At 57.5% G+C, this 15,532-nt stretch carries 11 protein-coding genes and 1 pseudogene; 3 read left to right on the top strand and 9 right to left on the bottom strand.

The features are described 5' to 3' along the window. Positions 1 to 119: 119 nt before the first annotated feature. From ftsP to nudF, 8 genes and pseudogenes are all read right to left on the bottom strand, one after another. Positions 120 to 1,541 carry a cell division protein FtsP gene (gene ftsP / locus ACEQFP_RS16635; protein WP_005280731.1) on the bottom strand — a complete coding sequence of 474 codons (1,422 nt, stop codon included), beginning with the start codon at positions 1,539 to 1,541 and terminating at the stop codon, positions 120 to 122. Positions 1,542 to 1,586: 45 nt separating this feature from the next. Then, a complete protein-coding gene (locus tag ACEQFP_RS16630; RefSeq protein ID WP_005297287.1) occupies positions 1,587 to 2,330 on the bottom strand; it encodes a 1-acylglycerol-3-phosphate O-acyltransferase in 744 nt (247 codons plus the stop codon). Between the two features lie 89 nt (positions 2,331 to 2,419). Further along, positions 2,420 to 4,696 (bottom strand): DNA topoisomerase IV subunit A, encoded by a 2,277-nt coding sequence (parC, locus tag ACEQFP_RS16625; RefSeq protein ID WP_369115263.1) that lies wholly within the window; start codon positions 4,694 to 4,696, stop codon positions 2,420 to 2,422. A gap of 185 nt (positions 4,697 to 4,881) precedes the next feature. Beyond that, positions 4,882 to 6,777, bottom strand: a complete 1,896-nt coding sequence (parE, locus tag ACEQFP_RS16620) for a DNA topoisomerase IV subunit B (RefSeq protein ID WP_005280724.1) — start codon at positions 6,775 to 6,777, stop codon at positions 4,882 to 4,884. Between the two features lie 104 nt (positions 6,778 to 6,881). After that, positions 6,882 to 7,463, bottom strand: a complete 582-nt coding sequence (gene yqiA / locus ACEQFP_RS16615) for an esterase YqiA (protein ID WP_035594177.1) — start codon at positions 7,461 to 7,463, stop codon at positions 6,882 to 6,884. 2 nt (positions 7,464 to 7,465) lie between these two features. Continuing rightward, positions 7,466 to 8,293 (bottom strand): 3',5'-cyclic-AMP phosphodiesterase, encoded by an 828-nt coding sequence (gene cpdA, locus ACEQFP_RS16610; protein ID WP_005280715.1) that lies wholly within the window; start codon positions 8,291 to 8,293, stop codon positions 7,466 to 7,468. 149 nt (positions 8,294 to 8,442) lie between these two features. Beyond that, positions 8,443 to 8,544, bottom strand: a pseudogene (locus ACEQFP_RS16605) (DUF1249 domain-containing protein); the annotation flags it as partial. A 130-nt stretch (positions 8,545 to 8,674) separates the two neighbouring features. Further along, positions 8,675 to 9,307: an ADP-ribose diphosphatase gene (nudF, locus tag ACEQFP_RS16600; RefSeq protein ID WP_005280708.1), complete on the bottom strand. Its 633-nt coding sequence runs from the start codon at positions 9,305 to 9,307 to the stop codon at positions 8,675 to 8,677. Positions 9,308 to 9,522: 215 nt separating this feature from the next. Here nudF and tolC point away from each other — a divergent pair, with 215 nt between their 5' ends. Beyond that, a complete protein-coding gene (tolC, locus tag ACEQFP_RS16595; protein ID WP_035599864.1) occupies positions 9,523 to 10,947 on the top strand; it encodes an outer membrane channel protein TolC in 1,425 nt (474 codons plus the stop codon). Between the two features lie 78 nt (positions 10,948 to 11,025). Here tolC and gltP read toward each other — a convergent pair whose 3' ends face one another. Beyond that, entirely contained in the window at positions 11,026 to 12,345 is a 1,320-nt protein-coding gene (gene gltP, locus ACEQFP_RS16590) for a glutamate/aspartate:proton symporter GltP (protein WP_047060618.1), read from the bottom strand. Between the two features lie 480 nt (positions 12,346 to 12,825). Between gltP and acs the strand changes: the two genes are divergently transcribed. Both acs and satP read left to right on the top strand, forming a co-directional pair. Next, entirely contained in the window at positions 12,826 to 14,781 is a 1,956-nt protein-coding gene (gene acs, locus ACEQFP_RS16585; RefSeq protein ID WP_005280690.1) for an acetate--CoA ligase, read from the top strand. A gap of 78 nt (positions 14,782 to 14,859) precedes the next feature. Further along, positions 14,860 to 15,429, top strand: a complete 570-nt coding sequence (gene satP / locus ACEQFP_RS16580; RefSeq protein ID WP_035599874.1) for an acetate uptake transporter — start codon at positions 14,860 to 14,862, stop codon at positions 15,427 to 15,429. The last annotated feature ends 103 nt before the right edge of the window (positions 15,430 to 15,532 follow it).

The raw sequence follows: 15,532 nt of genomic DNA, 5'->3' as shown, positions 1-15,532 counted from the left end.
CAGGAGCAGGAGCAGGAGCAGGAGCAGGAGCAGGAGCAGGAGCAGGAGCAGGAGCAGGAGCAGGAGCAGGAGCAGGACATACCCCGGCCTACAAAACGCAAGCCGGGTTAACGCGCGACTTATTGGGCCGGCTGGACCACCATCTGACCGACACTACCGCGATCGGCCAATTCCAACGTCCCGCTATAAAACAAGAAGGGGAAATGCTCCGAGGAGGGCTGCGGGAAGTAAACCAGTAACGAAACCTCGCCATCGACCCACACGCTATCCTTCCAGCCATGATCTTCGACCAACGGCGGGGCATTATTGACACTCTTCACCAGGAACTGTGCCCCCTGAATGTAGAATGACTGAGGCGTATCGGCGCGTACCGTCCAACGCTCCCAGGTTCCCTGACGGGCCTGGATATCGATGCGGCCAGCATCCCACAAGGCACCGTTGATGCCGGGATGCGAGGCACTGCCCAGCATGATGCTACGGTTATTGACCACGTCGCCTTCCGGCAACGGCTCGGCGCCCAAGCGGGTTGGCAGGGTATCGGTCATCAACGGTAGCAGCCCGGTTGGACGTAGGGTCAACACCCGCGTAGAGACTAACATCGACGAGGGTTCGAACAGCCCACGCAGGCGATCCATGATCCCCGCCGCCTCACCGGCGGTGATGGCGACCTCCTCACCCTTGCTCATGTCGATCAACACCTCACGCCGCTCGCCTGGCGCCAAGGGCAGCGTCTCCGCCTGCAACGGCGCCGGTAACAGCCCCTGATCGCTGGCGATGACGAAGAAGGGACGGCCATCGGAAAGCTGCAACAGATAGCGACGCGAATTCGAGGCGTTAAGTAGACGCAGACGCACCCAGCCACGCGACACCTCGACATAGGGGTCCTGCACTCCGTTAACCAAGAGGGTGTCACCGAGGAAACCGCCCGAGGAGGGGGGATCGTATTCCGGCACACCGAAGTTATCCAGGCGCTTATCCTGGAGGATCAACGGAAAGTCATCCACGCCATAGTGGTTGGGCAGCGGTGCATTCTTGCTGTACTGATCCTCCACCAACCAGAGACCCGCCAGGCCGTTGTACACCTGCGGCGCCATATGGCGTGGGGTATCCGCGTGATACCACAGCGTCGCCGCCGACTGGCGGATGGGCAACACCGGAGACCAGTCCACACCAGGCGACATCTGGCGTGCAGGTCCACCAGCCAGCGGGCCGGGCACCAGCAGACCGGCGACCTCCATTGCCACCGCTTCATTCAGGCGGTTGCTGTAAATCAACTTCACATCATCGCCGCTGTGCACCCGCACCGTCGGCCCTAAATAGACGCCGTTGACACCCCAGGTACTGACCTTACGCGTCCCCATGAATGCCCAGTGTGTCCGCTCCAACGACAGAAACAACGGCTGACCTCGGCGTGACTCCAACAGCGGGGGCACCGGTAGCGCGGCCTGCGCCCCGCCACTCGCCCGAGCCTGTAACGGCAATCCGCTGGCGCACAGTGCCAAGCCGGAGGCCTGAATAAACCGACGTCGACTGAGTGACATAACTTCTCCCGTAAATCCAAAAAGGGCACCGTGCGGGCGATCCGCTTAGGCGCGTTTCGCCGTCTGCGCCTCACGCGCCGCCACTTCGGCATCCAACTGTTTTATTTTGTCGGCCATCAAGGTGCGGCAATGCTCGGCCAGCTCACGCACCTGATCCTTACGCCAGCCGCTGGTATCGATCGGCGGCAACATCTCGACGATCACCACGCCATTATTCCAACGATTGAGCTTCACCTTGTCGTGGGTATTGGAGACGCAGATCGGTATGATCGGCACCCCGGCCGCCAGTGCCGCGTGGAAGGCTCCGGTCTTGAACGGCATCAATCCCCGACCGCGGCTACGCGTCCCTTCCGGGAACATCCAGAAGGAGATGCGGCGAGAACGAAACTGCTCCACCACTGCGGCGATGGTGTTGTGCGCCTTGGCACGGTTATTCCGGTCGATCAATAGGTTACCGGTCAACCAATACAGTTGGCCGAAGAAAGGGATCCATACCAGGCTCTTCTTACCGACGGTTACCGTGTTGGGTTGCACCGCGTTGGAGGCGGTGACCATATCGTAGTTGTTCTGGTGGTTAGCAATGTAGATCGCATTACCATAGTTTGCCGCATCTGGCGGCAGGCGTGTCTCTACCCGTAGGCCAAACAGCGGAGACAGGCGGCCAAACCAGTGACCGAAGCGCGCCACATGACGTGGGTTACGCGGGCTGAACAGGCAATACAGCGAACCGACGATACAGATCACGAGACATAACAACGTAACCAGGATGACCCGAAGAATAAATAACATAACAACCTCGATAAACTGAATGGCGAGCGGCACGCCCTGACGCACCGGCCCGCAGAGGCCGCCCGAGGGCGGCCCGAGTATGACTCATCTTATTCGTCGCCGTCCGCGCCCAGACGCGGCGGCTGCGCGGTCTCCACGTCGACCCGTTCGACACGCTGCAATCCACGCGGTAACTGCGTGCCTTTGCGCCCGCGTTCGGCACGGAACTTCTGCAGATCCTGCGGTTTCATCACCAGTTTACGCTTACCGACATGCAACGTCAGCGTAGTCTGCGGCGCCAGCACCAACAGCCATTTCAGGGTATCCTCACCGGCGGCGGCTTGAGCGGCGGGGATGGAGACGATCTTGTTCCCCTTGCCCTTCGACAACTGCGGCAGATCATGCACCGGGAACATCAGCATGCGCCCGGCCTGAGTAATGGCCAGCAGCATATCATCGTCGCCGTGGATCGCTAACGGCGCTAACACCTTGGCATTCTCCGGCAGGGTCAGCATCGCCTTACCGGCACGGTTACGCGCCACCAGATCGCTGAAGGTACACACGAAGCCGTAACCGGCGTCGGAGGCCATCAACAGCTTCTGGTTATCCGCCGCCATCAGCACATGCTCGATCGTGGCCCCCGGCGGTGGTGTCAGCTTGCCGGTCAGCGGCTCGCCCTGACCACGCGCCGACGGTAAGGTCAATGGGTCAAGGGCATAACTACGACCGGTGGAGTCAATAAACACCACCGGTTGGTTGCTCTTACCGCGCGCGGCGGCGCGAAAGCTGTCGCCAGCCTTGTAATTCAACCCGCTCGGATCGATGTCGTGTCCCTTGGCGCTGCGCACCCAACCGCTCTCGGATAACACAATGGTCACCGGCTCGCTCGGGACGAAGTCATGCTCGCTCATCGCCTTCGCCTCGGCCCGCTGGTGCAAGGGGGAACGACGCGCATCGCCATAGTTCTGGGCATCGGCGATGATCTCTTTCTTAATCAGGGTGGCGAGTTTACGCTCGGAGGCCAACAACGCCTGTAGGCGGTCACGCTCCTGCGCCAGTTCGTCCTGCTCGCCGCGAATTTTCATCTCTTCTAAGCGGGCCAATTGACGCAGTTTTAACTCCAGGATAGCCTCGGCTTGCGTCTCACTGAGACCAAAACGCGCCACCAGCACCGGCTTCGGCTCATCCTCGGTACGAATGAGGTGGATAACCTCGTCGATATTCAGGAAGGCGATCAGTAAGCCTTCTAGAATATGCAGGCGCTTGAGTACCTTCTCCAGGCGGTAGTTGAGACGACGGCGCACCGTCTCGCGGCGATAGCTCAACCATTCCGTGAGGATCTCACGCAGATCCTTCACCGCCGGGCGACGATCCAGCCCGATCATGTTCAGGTTAATGCGGTAGCTCTTTTCCAGATCGGTGGTGGCGAACAGATGGTTCATCACCTGATCGAAATCGACGCGATTGGAGCGCGGCACAATCACCAGGCGTGTCGGATTCTCATGATCCGATTCGTCGCGGAGATCCTCCACCATCGGCAGCTTCTTACTGCGCATCTGGCTGGCGATCTGCTCCAACACCTTAGCGCCCGAAGTCTGGTGTGGCAGAGCACTGATGACGATCTCGCCCTCCTCCTTCCTCCAGACCGCGCGCATCCGTACCGACCCCCGCCCGGTGCGATAGATCTTACGGATCTCGTCGCGCGGGGTGATGATCTCCGCCTCGGTAGGGAAGTCGGGGCCCTGGATGTGCGTTAGCAGATCATCCAGTGAGCTATCTGGGTTGTCCAACAACGCCACCAGGGCGTTAGCGACCTCGCGCGCGTTGTGCGGCGGGATATCCGTCGCCATACCGACGGCGATACCGGTGGTGCCGTTCAACAGGATGTTAGGGAGACGTGCCGGCAGGTATTTTGGCTCCTGCAACGTACCGTCGAAGTTAGCGGTGTACTCGACAGTGCCCTGCCCCAGTTCGCTGAGCAGCACTTCGGCATAGCGCGACAGGCGTGATTCGGTGTAACGCATGGCGGCGAAAGATTTGGGATCGTCCGGCGCCCCCCAGTTCCCCTGGCCATCCACCAAGGGATAACGGTAGGAAAAAGGCTGCGCCATCAATACCATCGCCTCGTAACAGGCAATATCGCCATGCGGATGGTATTTACCTAGCACGTCACCGACGGTACGTGCCGACTTCTTGAATTTCGCGCTGGCGTTCAGCCCCAGCTCGGACATCGCATACACAATGCGACGCTGGACCGGTTTTAGCCCGTCGCCGATAAAGGGCAACGCTCGGTCCATGATGACGTACATGGAGTATTGCAGATAGGCGTCTTCAGTAAACGCCCGGAGCGCTACACGCTCACTGTTGTCATGAGTCAGATCGCTCATTGGTCATCCTCTGGACGCGGCCATGGCCCATTCGGGCCGACGACTGCCATAAAATCATGCGATGGCCGCGATAGTAACGTATTTTTTATCCGCCTGTCACAGCACGCCACGCGGGTATGCCGCCATGCGGAAGAAAATAGAACAGGCCACCCGCAGGCAGCCTGTCGGATAGCGGGCAAGGCGCTTTACACATCCAACTCGGCCAGGTTGCCGTTCTCTTGCAGCCAATTGCGGCGATCCTCGGAACGCTTTTTCGCCAACAGCATGTCCATCACCGCCACGGTACGCTCCATCTCCTCGTCATCGATGGTCAACTGCACCAGGCGACGCGTGTTAGGATCCAGTGTCGTCTCACGCAGTTGTAGCGGGTTCATCTCACCCAACCCCTTGAAGCGCTGCACATTCGGCTTACCCTTCTTGCGTTTCAACTGCTCCAGCACTCCCGCCTTCTCCTCCTCGCTCAGGGCATAGAACACCTCTTTGCCGAGATCGATGCGGTACAGCGGTGGCATGGCGACATAGACATGGCCGGCTTGCACCAACGGGCGGAAGTGGCGTACAAACAGCGCGCACAGCAGCGTGGCGATATGTAATCCATCCGAGTCGGCATCGGCCAGGATGCAAATTTTGCCATAACGCAGCTGGCTCAAGTCATCACTGTCCGGATCGATACCGATGGCGACCGAGATATCGTGCACCTCTTGCGAAGCCAGCACCTCATCGGAAGAGACCTCCCAGGTGTTAAGGATCTTCCCCTTGAGCGGCATGATCGCCTGGTATTCGCGGTCACGCGCCTGCTTGGCGGAGCCGCCCGCCGAATCCCCTTCCACCAGGAACAGCTCGGTACGCGCCAAATCCTGGGCGCTGCAATCCGCCAGCTTACCCGGCAGAGCCGGGCCGCTGGTCAGCTTCTTACGCACCACCTTCTTCGCCGCTCGCATACGACGCTGGGCGCTGTTGATGGCCAGTTCGGCCAATTGCTCGGCGGCCTGGACGTTTTGGTTCAACCACAGGCTGAAGGCATCCTTGACCACGCCAGAAACAAATGCCGCGCACTGGCGTGAAGAGAGACGCTCCTTGGTTTGACCGGCGAACTGCGGATCCTGCATCTTGACGGATAACACATAGGCGCAGCGCTCCCAGATGTCGTCGGCGCTCAGTTTCACCCCACGCGGCAGCAGATTACGGAACTCACAGAACTCACGCATCGCATCCAAGAGCCCCTGACGCAGACCGTTGACATGCGTCCCCCCTTGCTGGGTCGGGATCAGGTTAACGTAACTCTCCGTCAGCAACTCACCGCCCTCGGGGAGCCACAGTAGCGCCCAATCCACCGCCTCGCTCTCCGTCGCGAAAGTCCCGGTGAATGGCTGCTCTGGCAGGGTCACCAGGCCATTGACCGACTCCATCAGGTAATCGGTCAAGCCATCTTGGTAGCACCAGCGCTGCTCGCTACCGTTGACCAGATCGCGGAATAGGATCTCAACCCCCGGGCAGAGCACCGCCTTGGCCTTTAACAAATGGCTTAAACGCGAGACGGAGAAACGTGCCGAGTCAAAGAACTGTGCATCTGGCCAGAAGTGGACACTGGTGCCAGTGTTGCGCCGCCCCACCGTGCCGGTAACATGCAGCTCCTCCACCTTCTCACCGTTTTCGAAGGCGATCTGGTAGATCTGACCATCACGGCGTACGCTGACCTCTACGCGATGCGACAGGGCGTTGACGACGGAGATCCCCACGCCATGCAGACCGCCGGAGAATTGATAGTTTTTATTGGAAAACTTGCCACCGGCGTGCAACCGGCACAGGATCAGCTCGATGGCCGGCACCCCTTCCTCAGGGTGAATGTCGACCGGCATCCCGCGGCCATCGTCGATCACCTCCAGGGATTGGTCGGGGTGCAAGATCACCTCGACTCGTGTGGCATGGCCTGCCAGAGCCTCATCGATGCTGTTATCAATCACCTCTTGCCCCAAGTGATTGGGACGGGTGGTATCGGTATACATACCCGGGCGGCGGCGCACGGGTTCAAGGCCGCTGAGCACCTCGATGGCGTCGGCGTTATAGCTGGATTGAGTCATCTTATGAGTCGTAAAGTCGATGTTTGTCACTCAGATGGGAAAAGCAGGGGATCCCGCCAATGCGTCCCCTGCTTTACCCACCCATCTCGTGTGGCGAGCGGATACTACTCCGCGCTCAGCCCCAAAAAGTCTATGATCTGTGGGAAAAAACGCTCTATCCCCACGAAGGCGTGATTGCCCCCCTCTTCGAGGGTCTGGCGACAAGAGGTGTAGTAAGCCACGGCCTGACGATAATCCAACACTTCATCGCCACGCTGCTGCAGCAACCAGATCAGATCCGGCGACTCCAGAGGCTCGACCTGCATCACCTTTAAATCAAAGACGTGGCGAGACTCTAGCACATATTGCTGTCCGGTGTAGGGGTTCTCATTCTGCCCCAAATAGTCCAATAACAGCTCAAAGGGGCGTACCGCTGGATTGATCACCACCGCTGGCAGGGTGAAACATTGAGACAGCCAGGTCGCGTAGTAGCCACCGAGCGAGGAGCCCACCAGCCCAAGCGGGCGCCCGGCGCGCTCCATCACCAGATCCTCCAGCAGTTGTGCCGCATCGGCCGGATAGGGCGGCAACTGCGGTACTAACAGGGTGATCTGAGGATGGTGCTCGGCCAACCAACGCTGTAGCGCCGTCGCCTTGGCGGAGCGGGGAGAACTGTTAAAACCATGCAAATACAGGAGAGTAGGCATCATCAATAGCCGTCAGCATCCAAATCCGGCCTAAATTCATTACCGGCCAGGCGGTGTACCGCCGTGGTCACACGCCCATCGGGATACAGATCCAGATAGCGCCAGCCCGGAGAAATGGTATCGATAGTAAAGTTGGTACACAGGGGTTTGAATTGGACGCAAGTCGAAGGGGTCGCCAATAAACGACAGCCGTTCCAGTCCAGATCTAACTCTTGGTGGATATGACCGCATACCAGCGTCTTCACCCGTGGATGACGCCGTAAGATCTCATCCAACGCATGCGCGTTGCGCAGGCTATGTTGATCCAGCCAGGTACAACCGGAGGGCAAGGGGTGATGATGCAACAATATCATCGTATGACGCTGCGGCTCGCTGAGGAGCGCCTGCTCTAACCACTCGAGCTGATAGTCGCTCAACTCACCATGCGGCACACCAACCACCTGGCTGTCCAGCAACACGATCTGCCACTGGTCACCCAGTAGGGCACGCTTACTTGCCTGTACGCCAGCCTGCGCCAACGCATCGACCATCGCCGGTTGAAAATCGTGATTTCCCGGTAACCACAGGCAGGGCTTCTGCAACGTGGCAATCCCCGCGGCGAAGTGGTGATAGGCCGCACTGGAGTGGTCCTGCGCCAAGTCGCCCGTCGCGACGATGAGATCGAAGGGCTGCGCCTCCGCACGAATCGCCGCTAACACGGCCTGATAGCTGCGGTAGGTATTGACGCCGAGCAGGGTTTCTTGCGGCCCCGCAAACAGATGGGTATCGGTAATTTGCAATAGTCTGACCGGCGCCCCACTCGCTACGGCCAGATGAAACAGGCTTTCCAAATAACGTCCTTTATGACTTGAGTCTGTCAGAACCTGCAAAACGGCAGTTACATGGCTAAATCGCAATGAACGGTTTAAAAAGAGCTTAGCTCCCGCCCTACGTCAGCGCTTACGCCCACAGATGCAGAGATCTCGTGCGCAGAAACTCAGTTAATTTGATGCTTTTCATCGCACTGATGCAACTTTTTATTCTGATAATCATAACGTGCTTTACATCGGGAGATCTGCCGTGCCGCACACAATTCCATCACTCACCCAGGATGTGGCCCGCTGAACACCGCTCTACTCGCAGCAGTAGTTGCACGGATCATGCATGGTAGCGGCTAGCGCATGGCCACAGCAATCCCCCGGGAGTCTGAATTTATGCCGCGACCTCGTGCCTCAATCCTGCCAGGCCACACGCAACGCGGCGTGATTAAGCTCAAGCCACTGTAAAGCAATCACCGAGGCGGCATTATCGATCACCCCCTGCTCGACCCAGCGATAGGCCTGTTCCCGGCTCACCACATGTACCCGAATATCCTCATGCTCTTCGGCCAAGCCATGTATACCCGATGCCGTGCTGGCGTCAACCTCCCCCACCACGATCGAGAGACGCTCGCTGGTCCCCCCTGGACTGGCGAGATAACTCAGGACCGGTCGGCAACGCCCCACCGTAATCCCCGCCTCCTCCAGAGCCTCACGGCGCGCCACCTGCTCGACGCTTTCCCCCGGCTCGATCATGCCGGCGACCATCTCCAGCAGCCAAGGCGTCGCGCTACTATCGTAGGCCGGGATGCGGAGCTGTTCGATCAACACCACTTCGTCACGCCGCGGATCATAAGGCAACAATACCGCCGCATGCCCCCGTTCAAAGACCTCACGCACCACCTCCCCACTCATTTCACCATTAAAAAGACGGTGGCGAAAACGGTAGCTATCAAGCGAAAAAAAACCACGGTAGCGAGTTTCCCGTGCAATAATTTCCACATCATCTTTGTTGAAGGTGACGGGGCTGGGTTTGTCGAGACACATAACGTAATATCCTTACTGATTGAAAGTGCATCGGACCTGGACACATCCAGCCGCAGCCAACGATGTCGCCGTCCGTACGCCTAAAAATCGTTGCGATTTAGCAAGAATGGCACATTCGGCCACCAGCCTCAGAGGAGGCTCTCTGGTAAAATTATCAGTCTATGACGTGAGGTCTGTGCCACGCTAACCATTTTTCTGCATAACAAGGAATGCAAATGAAGAAACTGCTCCCTCTTCTTATTGGCCTAAGCCTCAGTGGCTTCAGTGCATTAAGTCAGGCAGAAAACCTGATGCAGGTGTATCAACAGGCTAAAGAAAGCAACCCAGACCTGCGCCAGGCCGCCGCCAATCGTGATGCGGCATTCGAAAAAATTAACGAATCACGCAGCCCGCTGCTGCCGCAACTTGGGCTGGGTGCGGACTATACCTATACCAACGGCTTCCGCGATAGCTCCGGTCTGGACTCCAATAATTACGGCGCAACGCTGGCGTTGACGCAAACCCTCTTCGACATGTCTAAATGGCGCCAACTGTCGATGACGGAAAAACAGGCCGGTATTCAGGATGTCTCCTACCAGTCATCCGAGCAGACACTGATGCTCAACACCGCCACCGCTTACTTCAATGTGCTACGCGCCATCGATCAGCTGACCTATACCGAGGCCAACAAGCAGGCTATCTACAACCAGCTCGATCAGACCACGCAACGCTTCAATGTCGGCCTGGTGGCGATCACCGATGTGCAGAACGCCCGCGCCCAATACGATCAGGTGTTGGCCCAAGAAGTGACTGCGCGCAACAATCTGGATAACTCGCTGGAAGCCCTGCGCCAAATCACCGGCCAATACTATCCGCAGCTCTCCGCTCTGAACATCGACCGTTTCAACACCCAGCGGCCGCAAGACGTCAAGGCGCTGTTGCAAGAGGCGGAAAAACGTAACCTGCAACTGTTAAGCGCACGACTGAGCCAGGATCTGGCCCGCCAGCAGATCAAATATGCGGAAACGGGTTACATGCCGACCCTGAATCTGACCGCCTCTACCGGCGTCAGCAACACCGACTATAACAGCCTGTCTAACGCTCAAAAGGCACAAAACCCGAATGGCAACAGCAGCTATCAGGGGCAGAACACCATCGGCCTCAGCTTCAACCTGCCGTTGTACTCCGGTGGTGCGACCAACTCGCAGGTGAAACAGGCACAGTACAACTTTGTCGCGGCCAGCGAGGCGTTGGATGGCGCGCACCGTAGCGTCGTGCAGAACGTACGCTCCTCCTTCAACAACATCTCCGCGGCTATCAGTGGCGTCGCCGCCTATAAGCAGGCCGTCGTCTCCGCGCAAAGCTCTTTGGACGCGACTCAGGCCGGTTACCAGGTCGGTACGCGCACCATCGTCGATGTGTTAAATGCGACCACCGCGCTGTATAATGCCAAGCAGAATCTGGCTAATGCGCGCTACGACTACCTCATCAGCCAGCTCAACATCAAGTATGCCTTGGGTACCCTCAACCAGAACGATCTGTTGTCGCTGAACGGTGAGCTGAATAAGCCCGTATCGACTGCGGCCGATAACATCGCGCCCTATGATGCAGCTCAGGTCGCCAAGGCCAACGGCCCGATCCCGGGTGGCAGCGTACGTTAAACGCCCACCTCGACCTGCAGTAAAACGGGCGGAGATGATCTCCGCCCGTTTGTTTTTACTCTTTGCACCATCGTGAGCTTACAGTAGATCCTGCTGTGCAATACCCTCAGGCGTATGCATCCGCGCCTCGTAAGCGCGTGCCTTGTCGCGATCGAACTGGTGCTCCCATTTGGCAATCACCAGCACCGCCAAAGCATTACCGACCACGTTGAGCGCCGTGCGCGCCATATCCAGAATCCGATCGACCCCGGCAATAAAGGCCAGTCCTTCCAGCGGAATACCGACGCTGCCCAGCGTCGCTAACAAGACCACAAAGGAGACACCCGGTACACCGGCAATCCCCTTGGAGGTCACCATCAACGTCAATACCAGGATGATCTCATGACCCAGAGAGAGCTGAATACCGTAGAGCTGGGCGATAAAGATGGCGGCAATACTCTGATACAGCGTCGAACCATCCAAATTAAAGGAGTAACCGGTCGGTACGACGAAGCTGGTGATCGACTTCGGCGCCCCGTAGGCCTCCATCTTCTCCATGATGCGCGGCAGCACGGTCTCCGAACTCGCGGTAGAGTAAGCGAGGATCAGCTCATCCTTGAGGATGGTGATCAGAGTCCAAATACGCAGCCGACACAGGCGCGCTACCGCACCGAGCACCACCAGACCGAAGAAGAGGATCGCGCCGTACACCAGAACGACCAACTTCGCTAACGGTAACAAAGAGGCAAAGCCAAAGTTAGCTACCGTCACCGAGATCAACCCAAATACCCCGATCGGTGCATACCGCATGATCATATGGGTAACCTTAAACATACTTTCGGAAATAGCACGAAAGACACGCAGCAAAGGTTCCTTATGATCGCTCGGCAGCGAGGAGAGCCCCAGACCAAACAAGACCGAGAAGAAGATGATCGGCAGGATCTCTCCCTTGGCCAATGCCGCAAACAGGTTCGCGGGGATGAGAGCCAACAGTGTGCCGACCAGGCTATGTGCCCCGCTTTGCACCTGCTCGGTGGTTCGCTCATATTGGGAAATATCAACCGTCGCCAATTGGCTCATATCGACACCATGACCGGGTTGGAATAGGTTGGCTAAGGTGATACCGACGATGATGGCGATGGTGGTGATCACTTCAAAGTAGACGATAGTCTTTAACCCGATGCGGCCCAGCTTCTTCGCGTCCCCTACACCGGCGATACCGACGATCAGCGTCGAGATCACGATGGGCAGGACAATCATCTTAATCAGGCGGATAAAGATATCTCCCGCGGGGCTGAGCAGATTACTCACCAACCACTGGCGTGACTCCCCTTGATCATGCAAGACGGCCCCAACAATAATCCCTAAAATCAATGCAATAACGATTTGCCATGCCAGGGTCAATCTCAATCGTTTCATTATTCAACAACCTCATTATTATCGGACGCTGCGCGACCTTTTTATGTTTCTCGCTTCCTGGCTCACTGCATTCGCCGCAGCCTGTCCCGCTGCGCACGGCATTACTGACGACAAGGTATAAGCATAATTTATGCCATCACTCCCGACACAACTCCGCTGCCACAGGGAAGCGCCGTCGCTATCGATGCCCGCTTAATAATTACATGGTGAATAAATTCATTTGGTATATTTATTGACCAACGGGGTCACGGCGTAACCGTCGATGTCCATCTTCACCGGATACGCGATCAGCGAGCGCACTGTTTTGACGCCCCAAATTGGTGCAATGCACCACATTTCAGCCAGTATCATCACGACCCGGCCCGCGATTCTCCCTCGCTTTATTGCGTGATCATGCGCGCAAAATATACACAAATCCCTAACCACGTCTAAAATTAACTCTATATTGACATCTTATTAACATTATTTCGGAGACGTAGTATGAGCCTCATCCATACCTACCCTGTGCCACGAGACATCGCCCAGCATGCCTTCATCAGTGAAGAGATGTATCGCGAGATGTATCGGGCCTCGGTCGATAATCCCGATGCATTCTGGCGTGAGCAGGGGCAAATCATCAGTTGGATCACGCCCTATACTCGAGTCAAAAACAGCAGCTTCGATCCCGGGCATATCAACATCCGCTGGTTTGAAGATGGGACGCTAAATCTGGCGGCCAACTGCTTGGATCGTCACTTGGCGGAGCGGGGCGATCAGACCGCCATCATCTGGGAGGGGGATGACCCACAGGAAAGTCGCTATGTCACGTATCGCCAGTTACACCAGGAAGTGTGTCGTTTCGCCAACGTACTCAAGTCACTCCAGGTGGCAAAGGGCGATGTCGTCGCGATCTATATGCCGATGGTGGTCGAAGCGGCTGTCGCGATGCTGGCCTGTGCGCGTATCGGTGCGATCCATTCGGTGATCTTCGGCGGTTTCTCGCCGGAGGCTGTCGCCGGGCGCATCATCGACTCTGGCGCCAAATTGGTGATCACCGCGGATGAAGGTGTGCGGGCGGGGCGCAGCATTCCCCTCAAACGTAATGTCGACGAGGCATTGCTACACCCTCAAGTCACCAGCGTACAACATGTCGTGGTATTCCGCCGTACCGGGACCCCCGGAGAGTGGCATGCCGGCCGTGATCACTGGTGGCATGAACTGATGGCACAAGCCGATGCGCATTGCCCGGTAGCCGTCATGAAGGCCGAGGATCCGCTGTTCATCCTGTATACCTCCGGATCAACGGGGAAGCCTAAAGGGGTACTACATACCACCGGGGGATACCTGGTCTATGCCGCGACCACCTTTAAATATGTCTTCGATTATCATCCCGGCGATATTTACTGGTGCACCGCCGACGTCGGTTGGGTCACTGGACACAGCTACCTGCTGTATGGCCCACTCGCCAATGGTGCCATCACCCTGATGTTCGAAGGTGTGCCCAACTATCCGGGCATCAACCGACTCAGTCAGATCGTGGATAAGCATCAGGTCAATATTTTGTATACCGCGCCGACCGCCATCCGTGCATTAATGGCGGAAGGCACGCGCGCCGTCGCCGGTACCCAGCGCAGCTCGCTACGTATCCTCGGCTCAGTGGGTGAACCGATCAACCCAGAGGCTTGGGAGTGGTACTACCATACCATCGGCAATAGCCATTGCCCGATCATGGATACCTGGTGGCAGACCGAAACTGGCGGATTTATGATTACTCCCCTACCGGGTGCCACCCTACTCAAGGCGGGATCCGCGACCTTACCCTTCTTTGGCGTGCAACCGGCACTGGTCGATAACAGTGGAGAGGTTCTCCAGGGAGCCTGCGAAGGCAATCTGGTGATCCTGGACTCTTGGCCAGGGCAGGCACGCACACTGTTCGGGGCCCACGAACGTTTCGAGCAAACCTATTTTTCCACCTTTAAGGGCATGTACTTCAGTGGCGATGGCGCTCGCCGCGATGAGGATGGCTATTACTGGATCACTGGGCGTGTCGACGATGTGCTCAACGTCTCCGGCCACCGGCTGGGCACCGCCGAGATCGAATCAGCCTTAGTCGCACATCCCAAAATCGCCGAGGCGGCCGTGGTAGGCATTCCACATAACATCAAAGGGCAGGCGATCTATGCCTATATCACGCTTAACGCCGGGGAGGAGCCCACGCCGGCACTGTATAGCGAGGTTCGCGACTGGGTGCGTAAAGAGATCGGCCCGATCGCCACACCCGATATCCTACATTGGACCGATGCGCTGCCGAAGACCCGCTCCGGGAAGATCATGCGCCGCATCTTACGGAAAATCGCCAGCGGCGATGTCAGCAACTTAGGGGATACCTCTACCCTGGCCGATCCCAGCGTCGTCGAGCGCTTACTGGAAGAGAAGCACACCATGCAGCCTCGCTAACGCTACACCTGATTGTGGACGATATACCCTACCGCTAGGGCGGCGCACGCCGCCTGTGACACCGTATAAGGAGTCGATATGCTCAATAATCCACTGGCCAATCCCGCTCCCCTTGGGCTGATGGGCTTCGGTATGACAACGGTACTATTAAATATGCACAACGCGGGGCTATTCCCGTTGAATGCGATGATCCTGGCGATGGGGATTTTCTTCGGTGGGCTGGCGCAGATCTTGGCTGGACTGCTGGAGTATCGTCAAGGCAACACCTTTGGTCTCACCGCCTTTACGTCTTACGGTGCTTTTTGGCTGACCCTGGTTGCCCTACTACTCTTGCCCAAGATGGGACTGGCCGAGGCCGTAACAGCACCATCGTTAGCCGCTTATCTTGGGCTCTGGGGAATTTTTACTCTATTCATGTTTTTCGGCACGCTACGCGCAAACCGAGCACTACAGTTTGTTTTCGCCAGCCTGACGCTACTATTTTTCCTGCTGGCTTACGGCAATCTGACCGCTAATGCCAGCGTGTTAAGGTTGGCCGGTATTGAAGGGATCATCTGTGGCGCCAGTGCAATCTATCTGGCAATGGCGGAGGTGATCAACGGCCAATTGCAGCGCACCGTCTTACCCATCGGCGAACCACATCGATAACCTACTGAGGCTTAGAGCCTATCAATAGAAAAAGAAAAAGCCCCACGCATCAGCGTGGGGCTTTTCCTCTATTTGATGCCTGGCAGTTCCCTACTCTCGCATG

The organism is Edwardsiella sp. A.80236 (genome assembly GCF_044540725.1).
GTDB classification, from domain to species: domain Bacteria; phylum Pseudomonadota; class Gammaproteobacteria; order Enterobacterales; family Enterobacteriaceae; genus Edwardsiella; species Edwardsiella tarda.
The sequence above is the reverse complement of the archived record's forward strand: the minus strand, read 5'-3'. Positions and strand labels throughout refer to the sequence as shown.

Excerpts from the sequence above, each read along its gene's own strand:
- ftsP (WP_005280731.1), bottom strand. The coding sequence starts at position 1,541 with ATGTCACTCAGTCGACGTCGGTTTATTCAGGCCTCCGGCTTGGCACTG.
- ACEQFP_RS16630 (WP_005297287.1), bottom strand. The coding sequence starts at position 2,330 with ATGTTATTTATTCTTCGGGTCATCCTGGTTACGTTGTTATGTCTCGTG.
- parC (WP_369115263.1), bottom strand. The coding sequence starts at position 4,696 with ATGAGCGATCTGACTCATGACAACAGTGAGCGTGTAGCGCTCCGGGCG.
- parE (WP_005280724.1), bottom strand. The coding sequence starts at position 6,777 with ATGACTCAATCCAGCTATAACGCCGACGCCATCGAGGTGCTCAGCGGC.
- yqiA (WP_035594177.1), bottom strand. The coding sequence starts at position 7,463 with ATGCCTACTCTCCTGTATTTGCATGGTTTTAACAGTTCTCCCCGCTCC.
- nudF (WP_005280708.1), bottom strand. The coding sequence starts at position 9,307 with ATGTGTCTCGACAAACCCAGCCCCGTCACCTTCAACAAAGATGATGTG.
- tolC (WP_035599864.1), top strand. The coding sequence starts at position 9,523 with ATGAAGAAACTGCTCCCTCTTCTTATTGGCCTAAGCCTCAGTGGCTTC.
- gltP (WP_047060618.1), bottom strand. The coding sequence starts at position 12,345 with ATGAAACGATTGAGATTGACCCTGGCATGGCAAATCGTTATTGCATTG.
- acs (WP_005280690.1), top strand. The coding sequence starts at position 12,826 with ATGAGCCTCATCCATACCTACCCTGTGCCACGAGACATCGCCCAGCAT.
- satP (WP_035599874.1), top strand. The coding sequence starts at position 14,860 with ATGCTCAATAATCCACTGGCCAATCCCGCTCCCCTTGGGCTGATGGGC.